Source organism: Micromonospora sp. DT53 (genome assembly GCF_049841535.1).
Classification (GTDB): Bacteria; Actinomycetota; Actinomycetes; order Mycobacteriales; family Micromonosporaceae; genus Micromonospora.
The window spans coordinates 93,944-111,051 of sequence record NZ_JBNCKM010000001.1 but is presented as its reverse complement, the minus strand read 5'-3'; the positions used below and the strand labels follow the sequence as shown (position 1 = coordinate 111,051).

The following is a 17,108-nucleotide window of genomic DNA, read 5'->3' as shown; positions in this document are numbered from 1 at the left end:
GGACCGCCGGTAATCCCGGGGTCGACGTCGATCGGTGCGCGAAGGTTAAGCGAACATCGAGTGACCTGGGACCGTTCGGTGACAATTGGCACAGCCGTCACGACTATCCGTGTTCGTACCGGTTTTTGGGAACGCTTCCATGCGCACCATCACGCATCCCGGCCGAGCGTCGTACGCTTGACCGCACGCCAGCCGGTGAACCTCACTTTTGCCATAACCGACGCGAATACACCCCCGGAGTCGCCGCCGTGTCGACCATCCCCTCCCCCGGCCCCACCGCCGTCCCCACGCCGCTGTCGGTGGGGGAACCGGACGCGGCCACACTGGCCCAGGCGGCCGAACGGGCGGCGGGCGAGTTGCTCGCCCCGTCGGCCCCGCACCGGCTGGCCGACGTCGTCCCCGCCCCGCAGCAGGTCCAACCGGACCCGACCGCCGACTGGGTGCTGCCGGCCGAAGCGATCATCGTGGCCACCGCCGACCCCGGCGCGCTGGCGGTCGCCGAGCAGCTCGCCCAGCTCCTGCGCCCGGCCACCGGCTACCCGCTGCCGGTCACCGACACCAGCACGCCGGAGCCCGACGGTGGCATCGCGCTGGTGCTCGACGACAGCACAGACCTCGGCGCGGAGGGCTACCGGCTCGACATCACCACCGACGGGGTACGCGTCACCGCCGCCACCGCCGCCGGCCTCTTCCACGGCGCACAGACGCTGCGCCAGCTACTGCCAGCGGCGATCGAGAGCCCCACCCCGGTCACCGGCCGCTGGGCGCTGCCCGGCGGGACGATCACCGACGCACCCCGGTTCCCCTACCGGGGCGCGATGCTCGACGTCGCGCGGCACTTCTTCGCCGTCGAGGACGTACTGCGGGTGGTCGACCACCTGGCCCGCTACAAGCTCAACCACCTGCACCTGCACCTCACCGACGACCAGGGTTGGCGGATCGCCGTCGACTCCTGGCCGAAGCTGACCACCGTCGGCGCAACGACCGAGGTCGGCGGCGGCCCCGGCGGGCACTACACGAAGGCCGACTACACCCGGATCGTCTCCTACGCGGCCGCCCGCCACATCACCGTCGTCCCGGAGATCGACCTCCCGGGGCACACCAACTCGGCGCTTGTCGCGTACCCGGAGCTGGCACCCGACAAGATCGCACCACCGCCGTACACCGGCACCGAGGTCGGCTTCAGCTACGTCGACCCGGCCGACGAGCGGACGTACGACTTCGTCGCCGACGTGTTGGGCGAGGTGGCCGCGCTCACCCCCGGCCCCTGGCTGCACATCGGCGGCGACGAGGCGTTCAAGGTCAAGGGCGAGGTCTACACCGGTTTCGTCGAGCGGGTCCAGCGCATCGTGGCCGACCTCGGCAAGACCGTCGTCGGCTGGCACCAACTCGCGCCCGCCGCCCACCTCGACGGGCGGGTCCTGCAGTGGTGGGGCACGAACGACGAAGACCCCACCACCGTCGACGCCGTACGCCGCGGGGCCCGGCTGATCGTCTCCCCCGGCAACCACGCCTACCTGGACATGAAGTACGCCCCGGACACCCCGATCGGGCACGACTGGGCCGGCCTCATCGACGTACGCAAGGCGTACGACTGGGATCCGGGCACGCACGTCTCCGGCGTACCCGCCGAGGCCGTGCTCGGTGTGGAGGCCCCGCTCTGGACCGAATCGGTCACCTCGCTGGCCGACATCGAACTCCTGCTCCTGCCCCGCCTGCCGGCCATCGCCGAACTGGGCTGGTCACCCCGGGCAAGCCACGACTGGGCCACCTTCCGCGACCGCCTGGCCGGTCAGGGCCCCCGCTGGACGACGGCCGGAATCACCTTCCACCGCGCGCCCGAGATCCCCTGGTCGATCACACCGACAGTCCCGGCCCAGCGCAACCTGCCCCAAACCGACATCGCCACGCCCTGATCCCCCTCGGCTCGGCCCGTGATGGTGACGAGTGCGGCGGCCGGGCCGGACGGTGACCGGGCCGCTGGTCCACCCCGGCGCGCGCTCCCTACCGGGCGGTCGCGCCCATGATCGTGCTCGATCGTGGATGTAGTGGCCTCGTGGCGCTGGGGAGGGGCCTGTTTCCTGGATCAAGCACGATCGTGCGGGCCGCGAGGTTCCGTTACCGCGGGCTCCCGCCTGGCCAGCCCACCCCCGCACGTGTGCCCCGCCCCGAACGGGCCCACTCCGCCACCGAAACGGCACAGACCGGAATGATCCACTCGGCTTTCATGAAGTCGGGGTATCCCCGACCGCGGGACACCACGACTTTCAGGAACCCGAGTGGATCAGGCTGCCGTGGCCGCCGTGTCGGGTTCGGCAGGCCGGCGGGCTGGGCGGGTTGTCCGGTTTGCAGGGTGGTGTCGGGTGGCCGGGGCCACCCCGGCGGCGGAATCGGCGGCCGGGCGGGGTCGTTATACCTGGCAGGCCACCGCAGTCGTCGAAATGGCAAGCCACCGCGACCCGTCGAGTCGCCGGGCGCGGCAGCCGCCGGGAACACTCGCCAGGCCGCCCCGGTTACATCCCCCGCACGGCCGCAACCTGGCCGCCCAGGGAACACCCGGCAGGCCACCCCGGTTACATCCCCCGCACGGCCCAGCATCACAACCCGGCCGCCCAGGGAACACCCGGCAGGCCACCCCGGTTACATCCCCCGCACGGCCGAGCACCATAACCGGCCGCTCACGGGTAGGCGGAATGACCCGCCACCGCGAACACCCTGCTCCCGACGCCGACCCCCTTCGCGGGTCACCGGGCAGAACCCCCTCGAACTTTCCCCGGCACCACCACCACACCCCCGAGGTGGTGCGGGCACACCCCCGAATGCAGAGGAGCACGCCATCATGCGTACCGATCTGATCCGTAAGACCGCCCTGACCGCCGCTGGCCTCGCCTTCACCGGCGGCGCGATCGCCGGCCCCGTCACCACCGCCTTCGCCGCACCGAGCACCGGCAAGCCGACCACGCAAACCCAGACCGACCGCAAGGGCCACGGCGAGCGCGAACTGGGTGTGCGCTACGAAGCCCAGCCGAACTTCTACTACTGCGGCCCCGCCGCCACCCGCAACGCCCTGTCCGTGCAGGGCAAGAACATCAACGTCGACGACATGGCCAAGGAAATGGGCACCACCGAAGCCGGCACCAACTCCATCAACGACATCACCCCCGTCCTCAACAAGGAAACCGGCAAGGCCAACGCCTACCGGTCGGTCGAGATCAGCAACCCCGACGCCGACGCCACGCAGACCGACACCCTGCGCACCGACATCGTCAAGACCGTCGACGACGGCCGCGCCGTCGTCGCGAACATCGCCGGGACCAGCACCGACACCGACGGCGTCACCCACTCCTACGAAGGCGGGCACTACATCAGCGTCGTCGGCTACCACGACAACGGCAACACCGTCACCATCGCCGACTCCGCCGACCCCAACACCGCCGCCTACCAGATCACCGTCGAGCACCTCGCCGACTGGATCGCCACCCGCGGCTACGCCACCAGCTGACACCCACACCGCACGAAGCGAAGGGCCGGACCCCCACCACGGGGCCCGGCCCTTCGGCATGACCGGGTCACTGGCCACGCGCCCTGTACCGAGCGCCCACCGAAGGCCCACCACCGAGGGCTCAGCCGCCGGAGTCGTCCATCTCGGCACCCTCGGGGACCGTGTCGTCGTCTCGGCTGGCCAGCCAGCCCTCCGGCAGGAAGACCTTGCCCGGTGAGTTGGTACGCCCGCGCGGCTGCCCGAGGGCGGCCAGCGGGAACGGCTCCGCCGGGTCGAGCTTGCCGAGCAGGTCGTCGAGCTGGGCGAGGCTTTCGATCATCGCCAGCGAGCGACGCAGCTCGCCGCCGACCGGGAAGCCCTTGAGGTACCAGGCGACGTGCTTGCGGAAGTCGGTGCAGCCGTCCCGTTCGCCTCGGGCCGGGTTGCGGGCGCCGGCCGTGAACTGGTCGACCAGCAGCTCGGCGTGCCGGCGCATGGTCACCGCCACCTCGCCGAGGGTGGGCAGCCGCCGCTCCGGCCGGCCGTTGAAGGCGGCCTCCAGGTCGGCGAAGAGCCACGGTCGGCCCAGGCAACCTCGCCCGACGACCACGCCGTCGACGCCGGTGTGCGCGACCATCCGCAACGCGTCGTCGGCCTCCCAGATGTCGCCGTTGCCGAGCACCGGCACGTCCAGGGCCTGCTTCAGCGTGGCGATCGCGTCCCAGTCGGCGGTGCCCGAGTAGCGCTGCGACGCCGTCCGCCCGTGCAGGGCCACCGCGGCCACGCCGGCGTCCTGGGCGGCGAGCCCAGCTTCGACGTACGTCAGGTGGTCTTCGTCGATGCCCTTGCGCATCTTGACCGTGACCGGCACGCCGGACGGTGCCGCGGCGGCCACCGCGGCCCGCACCAGTCGCGCGAAGAGCCGGCGCCGCCACGGCAGCGCCGCGCCGCCACCACGCCGGGTGACCTTGGGTACGGGGCAGCCGAAGTTGAGGTCGATGTGGTCGGCCAGGTTGCGCTCGACGACGATCCGCACGGCGGCGGCGGTGATCTCCGGATCGGTGCCGTAGAGCTGGAGGCTGCGGGGCTTCTCGTCGTCGCCGAACGCGATCATGCGCAGCGTCTTCGGGTTGCGCTCGACAAGCGCCCGGGTGGTGATCATCTCGCAGACGTAGATGCCGCCGCCCTGCTCGCGACAGAGCCGACGGAACCCGATGTTGGTGATCCCGGCCATCGGCGCGAGCACGACCGGCGGCCACACCTGGTGCGGCCCGAGGGTCAGTGGGCGCAGCGCGGGCACGGTCGAGGCAGTCACCGGACAAGTGTACGGGGCCCCGACCGGCGCTTTTCGCGTCGGCCGAGGCCCCGTGCACGGAGTCTCAGCAGCCGGGGAGACGCTCGATCAGATAGCGCTCGACCTGGTCCAGGGAGACGCGCTCCTGGGCCATGGTGTCCCGGTTGCGCACCGTCACCGCGTTGTCGTCCAGGGTGTCGAAGTCGACGGTCACGCAGAACGGGGTGCCGATCTCGTCCTGCCGGCGGTAGCGGCGCCCGATCGCCTGCGAGTCGTCGAACTCCACCACCCAGCGCTTGCGCAGCAGCGTCGCGAGGTCCTTGGCCTTGGGCGACAGCGCCTCGTTGCGGGACAGCGGCAGCACCGCCACCTTGACCGGGGCGAGCCGCGGGTCGAACCGCATCACGGTGCGCTTGTCCACGCCGCCCTTGGTGTTCGGCGCCTCGTCCTCGTCGTACGCCTCCAGCAGGAAGGCGAGCACCGCGCGGGTCAGACCCGCGGCCGGCTCGATGACGTACGGCATCCAGCGCTCACTCTTGCTCTGGTCGAAGTACGACAGGTCGACGCCGGAGTGCTTGCTGTGCGTGGAGAGGTCGAAGTCGGTGCGGTTGGCGACACCCTCCAGCTCGGCGAACTCGGTGCCACCGAACTGGAAGCGGTACTCGATGTCCACAGTCCGCTTCGAGTAGTGCGACAGCTTCTCCTTGGGGTGCTCGAACAGACGCAGATTGTCCGCCGAGAGGCCGAGGTCGAGGTACCAGTTCCAGCGCTCCTGGAGCCAGTACTCGTGCCACTGCTCGTCGGTGCCCGGCTCGACGAAGAACTCCATCTCCATCTGCTCGAACTCGCGGGTCCGGAAGATGAAGTTGCCCGGGGTGATCTCGTTGCGGAACGACTTGCCGGTCTGCGCGATGCCGAACGGCGGCTTCTTGCGGGCGACCGTCTCGACGTTCTTGTAGTTGACGAAGATGCCCTGGGCGGTCTCCGGGCGCAGGTAGTGCAGCCCCTCGTCGCTCTCCACCGGGCCCAGGTAGGTCTTCATCAGGCCGTTGAACATCTTCGGCTCGGTGAAGGTGCCCTTGTTGCCGCAGTTGGGGCAGTTCAGCTCGGCCAGTGAGGTCAGCGGCTTGCCGTGCTTCTCGGCGTACGCCTCTTCCAGGTGGTCGGCGCGGAACCGCTTGTGGCAGAACTGGCACTCGGTGAGCGGGTCGACGAACTCGGCGATGTGGCCGGACGCCTCCCACACCTTGCGGGCCAAGATCACCGCGGAGTCCAGGCCGACGACGTCGTCGCGCTGCTGGACCATGTTCTTCCACCACTGCCGGCGGACGTTCTCCTTGAGTTCCACGCCGAGCGGGCCGTAGTCCCACGCCGATCGGGTGCCTCCATAGATCTCACTGGAGGGGAAGACGAAGCCTCGGCGCTTGGCGAGGCTGACGACGGCGTCGATACGGTCGGCTGGCATGTTTCCTCCTACGCCGGCTGGCGGTCGGCGGGGGCGAGATGTGGATGGAACGGTCGGTTCGGGGACAACGGTACGACGACCGTCCCCCCGAGCCCAGCAGAATACCGGGGGCGGGTCAGCTGACCTCGCAGACCTCCACGCCGCCGCCCTGCCCGTCCTGGCCGAGGCTGACCTGTTGGCGCTCCCGGTCGCCGCCGTCGAGGGTCACGTCGACCGGCACGGTCAGGTATGTGGTGTCCACCTCACCCACCCGGAACGCGGTCACCTGCGGTTCGGCGGCGGCGCGCCGCTCGAACTCCGGCCGGGACTCACGCCGCTGCGCGTCGTCGCAGAGCTGGTCGTACGCCCGCCCGTAGTTCCGCTCGACAAGCGCCTGGTAGTAGTCGCCGGTCACGGTGCGGGCCTGTTCCCGGATCGCCTGGACTCCACTGACGGCCAGGCCGACGACGGCGGTGCCACCCCCGCCGCAGCAGAGCACCACGGCGAGCGCGCCGACGCCGAGGCCGATCCAGAGCCGGGTCCGGCGGCCCTCGGTGGGCGGCGCGGCGAACGGCGGAGCCACGCCGGGACCGGGTGGCGGGGCGGGTGCGGTCATAGGAGCAGCGTAGTGTCCGGCGGCTCAGCGGTAAGGACCCGCAGCCCGATCACTCTCGGCGACGACCACGGCCCCGCCGGGTGCGGCGGTGGCGAGCGCCTCGTAGGCGGAGGGCTCGTCGACGGACTCGGCGAGCAGCGGCACGGCGCTGACCTTGACCTCGAAGGCGCCGAGCGCCCGTCGGTACGTGCCGACCGACTCCCATTCGGTGACCAGTGACCAGTGCCGGGGGTCGTCCAGCGCCCGGACCAGTTGGCCACGCAGGTAGCCGGGCCGGCCGGCCAGCGCGGTGAGGGCGGCGTGCGCCCGTTCGGTGAAGCCGTCGGCGGTATCGACGTCGACCACGAACCGGTTGGTCACCAGCACCGGGGGTTCCTCCTCGTAGAGTCTGTGGGATGCAGCGTACGCAGCGCCCTCTGCTCGCCCGGTTGGCCGGGGCGAACCCGACGTCGGTGTTCCTGCTCACCCTGGTGGTGGTGCTGGTGGCGTTCTTCACGCCCGGGGTGGTCGGCGGGCTGCTGACGCTCGCGCTCGCCGGGGTCCTGATCGCCCTGTTGGCGACGACCTGGGCGATTCAGGCGCCGCAGACCCGGCTGATCCGGCTGGTGATGCTGACCCTGCTGGTGGCGGTGGGCCTCGCGAAGCTCCTCTGACATGCAATCATGCGTTTTTGACAATCATTATCGTTGCCACGGACAGTTGACGACATGAGCAACCGCACCACCTTCCGTGTCCTGGCCGCCACGGCCGCCCTGCTCGCCCTGGGCGCCGGGGCCGGCTGCTCCACGAGCGCCGGCGGCGCCGACCCCAAACGGGTCGACGTGGTGGCCGCGTTCTACCCCCTCCAGTTCCTGGCCGAGCGGATCGGCGGCGACGCGGTCCGGGTGACCAACCTGGCCAAGCCCGGCGCCGAGCCGCACGACCTGGAGCTCAACCCGAGCCAGGTCGGCGAGGTCAGCGACGCCGAGCTGATCGTCTACCTCAAGGGGTTCCAGCCGGCGGTGGACGACGCCGTCGCCCAGAACGGCGGCGACCGGGCGTTCGACGTGACAAGCGTGCAGCCGTTGTTGGACGCGTCCGCTGGCGGGCACGACCACGAGGGCGAGGAGGGGCACACCGAGGAGAGCGGCGGGAAGGACCCGCACGTCTGGCTCGACCCGACCCGGCTGGCCGGCATCGGCGACCAACTCGCCCAGCGGCTCGGCAAAGCCGACCCGGGCCACGCCGCCGACTACACCGCCCGCGCCGCAGCCCTACGTGCCGACCTGACGACCCTGGACGGTGAGTTCAAGCACGGTCTGGCGACCTGCCAGCGGCGGGAGATCGTGACCAGCCACGCCGCGTTCGGCTACCTCGCCGACCGGTACCAGCTCGACCAGGTCGGCATCACCGGGCTGAGCCCGGACGTCGAGCCCTCGCCGCAGCGCCTCGCGCACGTGATCGAGGAGGCGAAGGAGCACCAGGCCACCACGATCTTCTTCGAGACCCTGGTCAGCCCGAAGGTGGCCGAGACCATCGCCGGTCAGGTCGGCGCGAAGACCGCCGTGCTGGACCCGATCGAAGGGCTCGCCGCAGACAGCAACGGGGACTACCTTTCGGTGATGCGTACCAACCTGCAGACCCTGCAGACGGCCTTGAGCTGCTCGTGACCTCACCTGTCATCACCGTCGAGCACGGGGTGGTCGGCTACGACGGCCGCCCCGTGCTCCGGGACATCTCGCTCACCGTGACCGCCGGCGAGGTGGTCGCGATCCTCGGCGCCAACGGCTCCGGCAAGTCCACCCTGATCCGCGCCGTGCTCGGGCTGGTGCCGATCAGCGCCGGCTCGGTCACCCTCTTCGACAGGCCGTTGCGCCGGTTCCGGCAGTGGGCGCGCATCGGGTACGTCCCGCAGCGCCTGGGCGCCGGCGGCGGCGTGCCGGCCACCGTCCGCGAGGTGGTGGCCTCCGGCCGGCTGGCCCGCCGGGGGATCCTCCGCCCGCCGGGTCGCGCCGACCGGGCCGCCGTCGACGCCGCACTGCTCGCCGTCGGGCTCGCCGACCGGGCCGGTGACCCGGTGTCCACGCTCTCCGGCGGCCAGCAGCAACGCACCCTGATCGCCCGTGCCCTGGCCGGCCAGCCAGAGCTGCTGGTTCTCGACGAGCCCACCGCCGGGGTGGACGCGGCCAGCCAGGAGGCGTTCGCCGGCGCGCTGCGCGACTTCGTCGCCGACGGCGGGACGGTGCTGCTCGTCGCCCACGAGTTGGGCCCGCTGCGACCGGTGATCAGCCGGGCTGTCGTCGTCCACGAGGGTCGCATCGCCCACGACGGCGCGGTGCCGGACCCGGCCGGCCATCACGCGGAGCCCGACCACGACCACGTGCACCCGCACTGCTACGACGAGCCCGCCGGGCTGTGGAGCAACTGACCCATGGAACTCTTCCAGTACCCCTACATGCAGCGTGCCCTGATCGCCGCGCTGGTGATCGGCCTGGCCGCGCCGGCGCTCGGCATCTACCTGGTGCAGCGCCGGCTGACGTTGATCGGCGACGGCATCGGGCACGTGGCGTTGACCGGCGTCGGGGCGGGGCTGCTGCTCAACCGCTCACCGGTGCTGGTCGCGGTGATCGCCGCCACCATCGGCGCGGTCGCCATCGAGATCGTCCGGGCTCGCGGGCGTACCTCGGGTGACCTGGCCCTGGCCCTGCTCTTCTACGGCGGCATCGCGGGCGGCGTGCTGCTGGTTGGTCTCTCCGACGCGACAAGCGCCAACCTCAACGAGTACCTGTTCGGGTCGCTGCTCACCACCTCCCTCGCCGACGTGATCACCGTCGTGGTGCTCGGCGCGGCGATCCTGGTCACGATGATCGCGTTGCGGCCGGCGCTCTTCGCGGTCAGCCACGACGAGGAGTACGCCCGGGTCTCCGGCCTGCCGGTCCGCACGCTGAACCTGCTGATCGCGGTCGCCACGGCGGTCACCGTCACCATCGCCATGCGGGCCGTCGGAGTGCTGCTGATCAGCGCGTTGATGGTGGTGCCGGTCGCCACCGCCCAGCAGGTCACCCGGGGCTTCCGCAGCACGATGGCCGCCGCGATGGCGCTCGGGTTGTTCGCCGCCGGCTCGGGTGTCTGGGTGGCGGCGACGGCCGACACCGCGCCGGGCGCCTCGGTGGTGCTGGTGGCGATCGCCTCGTTCCTGGTGGTGGCCGTGGCCGGCGCCGTCTGGCGGGTGGTGCGCCGCCGGACGACACCGACCGCCGTGTCGGCGCCGGAACCCCACGAGGTCGTGCTGAGCTGAGCCTGATCAGCGAGACGTCGTTGGTATTGGTTACCGTTGCAGGATGACCAGCGCGACGGGCTACGACGGGTTCGACGGGGCCAGCGAGTTGCTCCGCGCCCTGTCCGCGCCCATTCGGCTGGCCATCGTCAGTGAGCTGGCCGGCGGCGAGCGGTGTGTGCACGAGCTGGTGGAGAAGCTCGGCGCGGCGCAACCACTGGTCTCCCAGCACCTGCGGGTGTTACGCGGCGCGGGCGTGGTGCGCGGCTCGCGCCGGGGCCGGGAGATCGCCTACAGCCTGGTCGACGAGCACGTCGCGCACATCGTGTCGGACGCGGTCAGCCACGCCGGGGAGGGATCATGAGCGAGAGCAGCGCCGCGGTGCGTAACACCCGGCAGCGTTCGGCGGTGAGCGCGCTGCTGGGCGAGATGGAGGGCTTCCACAGCGCTCAGGACCTGCACGCGATGCTGCGGCAGCGCGGCGAGCGGGTCGGCCTGACCACCGTCTACCGCACCCTCCAGGGGCTCGCCGACGCCGGTGAGATCGACGTGATGCGTCCCCCGGGCGGCGAGCACCTCTACCGCCGGTGCAGCGAGGGGCACCACCACCACCTGGTCTGCCGGGTGTGCGGGCGTACGGTCGAGGTGGCCGGCCCCGCCGTGGAGAGCTGGGCCGACCGGGTCGCCGCCCAACACGGCTACGCCGACGTCAGCCACACCCTGGAGATCTTCGGCACCTGCCCGACCTGCGTCCGCTGAGTGCCTGCCGTAGGAGTGGCCACTCGTACTCTCTCTGGGTGAGCGAGAGCAACGACTACGTGAGGCTACGAGAAACCTTCAACGAGGACGCTGAACGGTATGACCGTGCGCGGCCCCGGTACCCGGCACAGATGTTCGATGATCTCGCCGCGGCCGGCGTAGCGCCCGATGCAAGGGTGTTGGAGATCGGCTGCGGCACCGGGCAGGCGACCGTGCCGCTGGCGGAACGGGGCTACCGGATCGTGGCCGTCGAGTTGGGCGCAGACATGGCTGCCGTGGCTCGGCGAAACCTTGCCGGCTCCGACTCGGTGGAGGTGGTGACGGCAGCGTTCGAGGAGTGGCCCTTGCCTGCGGAACCGTTCGACGTGGTCCTCTCCGCGACGGCGTTTCACTGGATCGATCCGGCCGTGCGGGTGTCGAAGTCCGCTGACGCCTTGCGTCTCGGTGGTCTGCTGGCCACCGTGGGAACCCACCACATCGCCGGTGGCACCTGGACCGAGGGGTTCTTCGTCGAGATTCAGAAGCTTTACGAGCGCTTCGATCCGTCGACCCCACCGGGCCTGCGTCTTGAAGGTGCTCCAGACATTCCGGAGGACGATCGGGAGCTGACCTCGTCGGACCGGTTCGGGCCTGCGAGCTTCTACCGATACGAGTGGGAATTGCCGTACTCGACAGCGGACTACCTGGATCTGCTGCTGACCTACTCCGGCCACCGTGCCTTGCCGGCCGCGCAGCAGAGCGCATTACTGAACTCCATCGCGCGGCTCATCGACGTCAACTACGGGGGTCAAGTCGTCAAGCGCTACCTGACTGAGCTGAGGCTCGCCGAACGTGTCCGGTGAATCGGTTGAACGGCCTGAGCATCTCCCGGACTGTGGCTGAGGAGGCTTTCGGCGACGAGGTGCCAGAGCAGGTGGTGAAGGTGGTGGACCAATCTGTCGGCTGATCCGACGGGTGCCCCACCGCGTCCGTTCGTGGCACGCTGGCCGACGTGAAAATCTATGCTGATCGGTTCCCGACCGCCGCCCGTCAGTTGCTCACCGATCTACTCGTCGTCGCCTGGGTGTACGTGGCGATCCGCGGCGCGCTGTGGCTGCACGACCTGGTGCAGAAGCTCGCCGTACCGGGGCAGAAGTTGGAGGGCGCCGGCACCGGGCTCGCCGACAACCTGGCCGACGCCGGCGGCAAGGTCGGCCGGGTGCCGCTGGTCGGTGACGAGCTGACCGCACCGTTCCAGCGGGCTGCCGATGCCGCCCGATCACTCGCCGACGCCGGCCGCGACCAGCAGCACCTGGTCGACCAGTTGGCCCTCGCCCTCGCCATCGCGGTGCTGATCTTCCCGCTCGGCATCGTGCTGTTCGGCTGGCTGCCGCTGCGGGTCCGCTGGATGCGCCGGGCCGGATCGGCGACGAAGCTGGCTGCCGGGCCAGCCGGCCGGGACCTCCTCGCCCTGCGCGCGCTGGCCACCCAGCCACTGGGCAAACTGACCCGGATCGGTCCGGACGTCGCCGAGGCGTGGCGGCGCGGGGACGACGCGACAGTTGACGCCCTGGCCGCCTTGGAGCTGCGCCAACTCGGCCTACGCGGCCGGGGTCGCTAAGGTCGTTCGCCGGCACGCACCCCGTCGATCAAGGAGTTGTGGTGCCTGGTTTGGATGTTTTCCGGGTGCTTTGTAACCCACCACAACTCCATGATCGACCAGGCAGGGTGGGTTGACGAACTGTCGTTCCGCCGGGCGCAGGCCCAGCCCGACGAGGGTGTCGTTAAAGTCGTCGGGTGTTCTACTTCCTCGTCGTCATCGCCGTCCTGCTGCTCGGCTACGCCGCCGTCCTGGTCTCCTTCGTACGCCGGGGCAAGAAGATCCCACCCGCGGCGTACCTGGCGCTGGCCGGGCTCAACGGCCTGATCCTGGCGGGAGTCCTGGCCTGGGCGGTCTCCCGCTGACCGCCGGTCTACGGCTTCGGGGGGATGCGACGGCGGACGTCCTCCGCGGTGGACGGGCCGGCCGACCAGCGGGCCACCCAGGGCAGCTCGTCGGACGGGGTGAGCACGCCCGCCTCCAGACCCGCGTAGCGGCCGGCGAGGATGCGCTTCGCGGCGGCGGTGTCGACCGAGTCGGTGTTGTCCCAGAGTGCGGCGAACAGGGCGTCCACCCGCACCCGCGCCTGCCGGCAGAACAGGTCGGCCAGCTCGACGTTCTCCGGGCGGCTGTCCCGTTCGGCGGTGGCCCGGACGCAGACCGCGGACATCGCGAACAACTCCGCGCCGATGTCCACGATCCGGCCGAGGAACGCCTGCTTACGCTCCATCTTTCCCTGCCAGCGGGACATCGCGTAGAACGTCGACCGGGCCAGCTTGCGGGACGAACGTTCCACCTGCCGCAGGTGCGCGGCGAGCGGGCCGAACTCGGCGTACGCCGATGGGCTCTGCCCCCGGCCCACGGCCAGGGTCGGCAGCCACTTCGCGTAGAAGGCGCCCGCTCGCGCGCCGGCTCGGGCCTTGCGGCCCAGCCCCGCGTCCGGGTCGATGATGTCGCCGGCCACCGACAGGTGGGCGTCGACCGCCTCCCGCGCGATCAGCAGATGCATGATCTCGGTGGCGCCCTCGAAGATCCGGTTGATCCGCAGGTCGCGCAGCATCTGCTCGACGGCGGCCGGGCGTTCGCCGCGGGCGGCCAGTGAGTCGGCCGTCTCGTAGCCTCGTCCGCCCCGGATCTGGATCAACTCGTCGGCGATCTTCCAGGCCATCTCGCTGGCGTACAGCTTGACCAGCGCCGCCTCGATCCGGATGTCGTTGCGGTCGTCGTCGGCGAGCAGGCAGCAGAGGTCGAGCATGGTTTCCATGCCGTACGTGGTGGCGGCGATGAAGGAGAGCTTCTGCGCGACCGCCTCGTGCTCGCCCACCGGCCGTCCCCACTGGACCCGGTCGGCGGCCCACCCCCGGGCCACGTTCAACGCCCACTTGCCGGCGCCCACGCACATGGCGGGCAGCGAGAGCCGGCCGGTGTTCAGAGTGGTCAGGGCGATCTTCAGCCCCTTGCCCTCGCCGCCGATGACGTTCTCGGCGGGGACGATCACGTCGTGGAACCGGGTCAGGCTGTTCTCCAGCCCGCGCAGGCCGATGAACTCGTTGCGCCGTTCGACGGTGATGCCGGGGCTGTCGCCGTCCACCACGAACGCGGTGATCCCGCCGCGACGTCCCTCGGTGGCCGGCACCCGGGCCATCACCACCAGCAGGGTGGCCACGGTGCCGTTGGTGGCCCAGAGCTTCACCCCGTTGAGCCGGTAACCTGTGCCGTCCTCGGTCGGCTCGGCGATGGTGGCCAGCCGGGCCGGGTCGGAGCCGACGTCGGGCTCGGTGAGCAGGAACGCGGACACCTCGCCGGCGGCGAGCCGGGGCAGGAAGCGTTGCTTCTGCTCGGCGGTGCCGAACATCTTCAGTGGCTGCGGCACACCTATCGACTGGTGCGCCGAGAGCAGCGCGCCGATGGCCGGGCTCACCGAACCGGCCAGCATGAGCGCCCGGCAATAGTGCAGGTTGCTCAGCCCGAGCCCGCCGTACTTCCGGTCGATCTTCATGCCGAACGCGCCGAGGTCGGCCAGGCCGTGGAACACCGAGTCGGGTATGGAGGCGTCCCGTTCGATGGCCGCGCCGTCCACCTCGGAGGTCAGGAAGGCGCGGAACCGACCGAGGAACTCCTCCGCCCGAGCCACGTCGTCCGGGTCGGATCGAGGCCAGGGGTCGATCAGGTCGAGCCGGAACCGGCCGAGGAACAGCTCCTTGCCGAAGCTGGGCCGGTCCCAGGTGGACTCGCGGGCGGCCTCGGCGACCTGCCGGGCCTCCTTCTCGGAGACCTGCCCGGCTTCCGCGGGCAGTGGCGCCGCGGCATTGGCTGTGGTTTCGGAGTCGGGGCCGTCCGGTGCCGGTCGGCCGTTCTGCGTCGTGGTCACGGCTGCCCCCTCGAAGCTCGGTGCGGCTGCGTCGACGTGCGCGACTACTGCCACGCTACCCCCGGTTGTTACCCAGCGGTAGCGCTGCGTGGAGATCGGCGCGGTCAGCGGCCGCTGGTCAGGTCCGGGTCGTCGTCATCGTCGTCGATGTCGTCCTCCCCCCAGTTGCGGCGGGCGAACGGCAGGGCCACCCAGAACGTGAGGAACCAGATGCCGGCCAAGGCGCTGAGCAGGAAGGCGATCGGCCGGTCCAGCACGAAGTCGGTGATCAGCAGCACCGCGCTGACCATCGCGATCAGCATGAAGGCGAGGCCGCCGGTGGCCATCCGGTGCGCGAAGCGGACCAGCTCCGGTTTGCGGCCCTGCCGGAACAGCGCCCGGTGGAACGCCACCGGCGAGATGATCAGTGCGGTGGCGGCGGCCGCCGCGAGCAACGCCACGATGTAGACGTCGCGCTGGAACTCCGTCGTCTCGGTGAACCCGTTACTGAACGGCAGGGTGAGCAGGAAGGCGAAGAGGATCTGCACGCCGGTCTGCGCGACCCGCAACTCCTGCAGCAGGTCGGCGAAGTTGCGCTGCCAGCGCTGCTTCTCGGTCTCCTTGGACACGCGCTACCTCCGGTGAGACGCTACTGCCGGCGGTCCCGGCCGCCGGCAGCAACGCCAATGCCCCACCCGGCCGAGCGCGAAACAGGTTCACGACATCTGCCGTTCATCTCAAGGACGCAAGTCGACCACCAGCACCGGGTCAGGACCCGCGTCGGATGCGGCCCGCGTACCGCGCTTCCAACTCGTTGTTGTGCGCGTCCCCGTCCGGGATGTTCGCCGACAGGTAGACCGGAGGCCGCTCCCCCGCCGCCAGCAACCGCGCCACCACCTCCACGGTCACCTGCTGGGCCAGCAGCGCCGCGGTGATCGAGGAGACCGCGCCGACCGCGCCGCCGCCGGGCAGGGGCAGCGTCGCGTCGCCGTACGGCGCACCGTTGTCGAGCACCACGTCGGCGAGGTCGCCCAGCTTGCGCCCGGACGGGTGGCGGGAGGTCATCCGGCCGGAGTGTTGCGCCGAGGTGATCGCCACCAGCCCGTGACCGCGTTCCTTCACGAGCGTGGCGAACTCCACCATCGCGCCGTTGACCCCGGAGTTCGACGCGAGCACGAACACGTCGGTGGGGCGCACCGGGGCCAGCTCGTACAGGCGGTGCGCGACGGCCGGGTCGCGTTCCAGCAGCGGACCGAGCCGGTCGGCCGGTTCGCCGCCGAGCAGCACCAGGTCGCGTAGCGCGATCCGGTTGGTCGGCACCAGACCGCCCGCCCGTCCGGCGATCTCCATCGCGAGGGCCTCCGAGTGCCCGGTGCCGAACGCGTGCACCACGCCGTCGGCGCGAACGGCCTCGGCGATCAGGTCGGCCGCTCGCCCCACCGCCTCCCGCTGACTGGCGGCCACCCGGCCGATCGTCTCGGTCACCACGGCCAGGTAGTCCTCGGCACTCACCGTCATACGTCCTCCGTCGTTCGATTGCGGGCCAGCCAGCGAACCGCGAAGTCGACAGCCGCCCGCTGGCGCATCAACCTGCCGGTCCCGGTGCCGACCGGTCCGGTGCGTACCGCCCCGGTGGCCTCCAGGTCTTCGCCCAACGCGGCGAAGTCGTCCGCGTCGAGCCGTACGTCCTGCCACCACGCCCACTCCCGGCCACCGTCGCCGGTACGCACGGCGGCACCGAGCCGCTCCCGGGGCGAGCCGGGGCAGCGATACTCGGCCAGGTGCAGCGAGGTGCTCACCGAGTGGTCCACGCCGAGCAGCAACACGTCGGCGTCCAGGTCGTAGAGCCGGGCCAGCGGGGAGCCCTCGCCGAGCATGTCCGCCAGGGTGTGCCCGGCGACCACCTGCTCGGCGGCCGGGCCGAGCGCGGCGAACGACACGTGCGGGTGGGAGCTGCGCAGCGCACCGGGCCAGCCGCGGACCGTCTCGGCGAGCGCACCCATGAACCGGCTCGGTGTGACCGCCGGGTCGAAGCCCGGCATCTCCGAGCGGATCAGCGGCCACCAGTCCGCCGGCACCGGCGGCCGGCGCCACTGCGCGGGGTCGCTGTTGTCGGGCGTGTGGGTGGGCACGACGATCGTGCCGTCCGGGCCGAGGGCGTCGCGCAGGGCGAGGACCACCGCGTGCGGGCCGCCACTGACGAAGCCCAGCGGGCGCAGCGCGGCGTGTACCAGCAGCGTCGCGCCGGGGCGTACGCCCAGCACGCGCAGCTGCGCGGCAATCGAGCGACGGCTGCCCGGCCCGCTGACGTCGGTCGTCACCACGGCTT

General features: G+C 71.1%; 19 protein-coding genes. 11 read left to right on the top strand and 8 right to left on the bottom strand.

The features are described from left to right. Nucleotides 1-155: 155 nt before the first annotated feature. Complete coding sequence (locus ACLQ3B_RS00560; protein WP_425777987.1) at nt 156-1,916, top strand: family 20 glycosylhydrolase; 1,761 nt, start codon at nt 156-158, stop codon at nt 1,914-1,916. Between the two features lie 923 nt (nt 1,917-2,839). After that, nucleotides 2,840-3,502, top strand: coding sequence for a C39 family peptidase (locus tag ACLQ3B_RS00555; RefSeq protein ID WP_425776363.1), 663 nt, complete (start codon nt 2,840-2,842; stop codon nt 3,500-3,502). Nucleotides 3,503-3,623: 121 nt separating this feature from the next. On the opposite strand, the gene dusB is transcribed toward ACLQ3B_RS00555, so the two are convergent. The 4 genes from dusB to ACLQ3B_RS00535 all read right to left on the bottom strand — a co-directional run bounded on the left by dusB (nt 3,624) and on the right by ACLQ3B_RS00535 (nt 7,201). Beyond that, nucleotides 3,624-4,796: a tRNA dihydrouridine synthase DusB gene (gene dusB, locus ACLQ3B_RS00550; protein WP_425776361.1), complete on the bottom strand. Its 1,173-nt coding sequence runs from the start codon at nt 4,794-4,796 to the stop codon at nt 3,624-3,626. 64 nt (nt 4,797-4,860) lie between these two features. Next, nucleotides 4,861-6,240 (bottom strand): glycine--tRNA ligase, encoded by a 1,380-nt coding sequence (locus ACLQ3B_RS00545; protein ID WP_196919249.1) that lies wholly within the window; start codon nt 6,238-6,240, stop codon nt 4,861-4,863. 115 nt (nt 6,241-6,355) lie between these two features. Then, nucleotides 6,356-6,835: a hypothetical protein gene (locus tag ACLQ3B_RS00540; protein WP_425776358.1), complete on the bottom strand. Its 480-nt coding sequence runs from the start codon at nt 6,833-6,835 to the stop codon at nt 6,356-6,358. 24 nt (nt 6,836-6,859) lie between these two features. Then, nucleotides 6,860-7,201, bottom strand: coding sequence for an antibiotic biosynthesis monooxygenase family protein (locus ACLQ3B_RS00535; protein WP_196929963.1), 342 nt, complete (start codon nt 7,199-7,201; stop codon nt 6,860-6,862). A gap of 29 nt (nt 7,202-7,230) precedes the next feature. Between ACLQ3B_RS00535 and ACLQ3B_RS00530 the strand changes: the two genes are divergently transcribed. From ACLQ3B_RS00530 to ACLQ3B_RS00490, 9 genes are all read left to right on the top strand, one after another. Beyond that, entirely contained in the window at nt 7,231-7,488 is a 258-nt protein-coding gene (locus tag ACLQ3B_RS00530) for a hypothetical protein (protein WP_425776356.1), read from the top strand. A 54-nt stretch (nt 7,489-7,542) separates the two neighbouring features. Next, nucleotides 7,543-8,484 (top strand): metal ABC transporter substrate-binding protein, encoded by a 942-nt coding sequence (locus ACLQ3B_RS00525; RefSeq protein WP_425776353.1) that lies wholly within the window; start codon nt 7,543-7,545, stop codon nt 8,482-8,484. Further along, on the top strand, nt 8,481-9,242 hold the full coding sequence (locus tag ACLQ3B_RS00520; RefSeq protein ID WP_425776351.1) for a metal ABC transporter ATP-binding protein: 762 nt from the start codon (nt 8,481-8,483) through the stop codon (nt 9,240-9,242). Before ACLQ3B_RS00525 ends, ACLQ3B_RS00520 begins: the two co-directional genes overlap by 4 nt. Before the next feature lie 3 nt (nt 9,243-9,245). Next, on the top strand, nt 9,246-10,112 hold the full coding sequence (locus tag ACLQ3B_RS00515) for a metal ABC transporter permease (protein WP_425776349.1): 867 nt from the start codon (nt 9,246-9,248) through the stop codon (nt 10,110-10,112). Between the two features lie 43 nt (nt 10,113-10,155). Next, the gene (locus tag ACLQ3B_RS00510) at nt 10,156-10,455 is read left to right on the top strand and encodes an ArsR/SmtB family transcription factor (protein ID WP_030491812.1); all 300 of its coding nucleotides are present in this window, start codon (nt 10,156-10,158) and stop codon (nt 10,453-10,455) included. Continuing rightward, on the top strand, nt 10,452-10,850 hold the full coding sequence (locus ACLQ3B_RS00505; protein WP_145792480.1) for a Fur family transcriptional regulator: 399 nt from the start codon (nt 10,452-10,454) through the stop codon (nt 10,848-10,850). Before ACLQ3B_RS00510 ends, ACLQ3B_RS00505 begins: the two co-directional genes overlap by 4 nt. Before the next feature lie 38 nt (nt 10,851-10,888). Next, nucleotides 10,889-11,692, top strand: a complete 804-nt coding sequence (locus ACLQ3B_RS00500) for a class I SAM-dependent methyltransferase (protein ID WP_425776346.1) — start codon at nt 10,889-10,891, stop codon at nt 11,690-11,692. 149 nt (nt 11,693-11,841) lie between these two features. Beyond that, entirely contained in the window at nt 11,842-12,450 is a 609-nt protein-coding gene (locus ACLQ3B_RS00495) for a hypothetical protein (protein WP_425776344.1), read from the top strand. 176 nt (nt 12,451-12,626) lie between these two features. Continuing rightward, nucleotides 12,627-12,794: a hypothetical protein gene (locus tag ACLQ3B_RS00490; RefSeq protein ID WP_167337361.1), complete on the top strand. Its 168-nt coding sequence runs from the start codon at nt 12,627-12,629 to the stop codon at nt 12,792-12,794. A gap of 8 nt (nt 12,795-12,802) precedes the next feature. On the opposite strand, the gene ACLQ3B_RS00485 is transcribed toward ACLQ3B_RS00490, so the two are convergent. From ACLQ3B_RS00485 to ACLQ3B_RS00470, 4 genes are all read right to left on the bottom strand, one after another. Continuing rightward, nucleotides 12,803-14,800, bottom strand: a complete 1,998-nt coding sequence (locus ACLQ3B_RS00485) for an acyl-CoA dehydrogenase family protein (RefSeq protein WP_425776341.1) — start codon at nt 14,798-14,800, stop codon at nt 12,803-12,805. Between the two features lie 104 nt (nt 14,801-14,904). After that, complete coding sequence (locus tag ACLQ3B_RS00480) at nt 14,905-15,408, bottom strand: DUF6328 family protein (protein WP_425776339.1); 504 nt, start codon at nt 15,406-15,408, stop codon at nt 14,905-14,907. 139 nt (nt 15,409-15,547) lie between these two features. Then, a complete protein-coding gene (locus tag ACLQ3B_RS00475) occupies nt 15,548-16,297 on the bottom strand; it encodes a sugar isomerase domain-containing protein (protein ID WP_425776337.1) in 750 nt (249 codons plus the stop codon). Beyond that, nucleotides 16,294-17,103 (bottom strand): aminoglycoside N(3)-acetyltransferase, encoded by an 810-nt coding sequence (locus ACLQ3B_RS00470; RefSeq protein WP_425776334.1) that lies wholly within the window; start codon nt 17,101-17,103, stop codon nt 16,294-16,296. The genes ACLQ3B_RS00475 and ACLQ3B_RS00470 overlap by 4 nt, the downstream gene beginning before the upstream one ends. Nucleotides 17,104-17,108 lie beyond the last annotated feature (5 nt).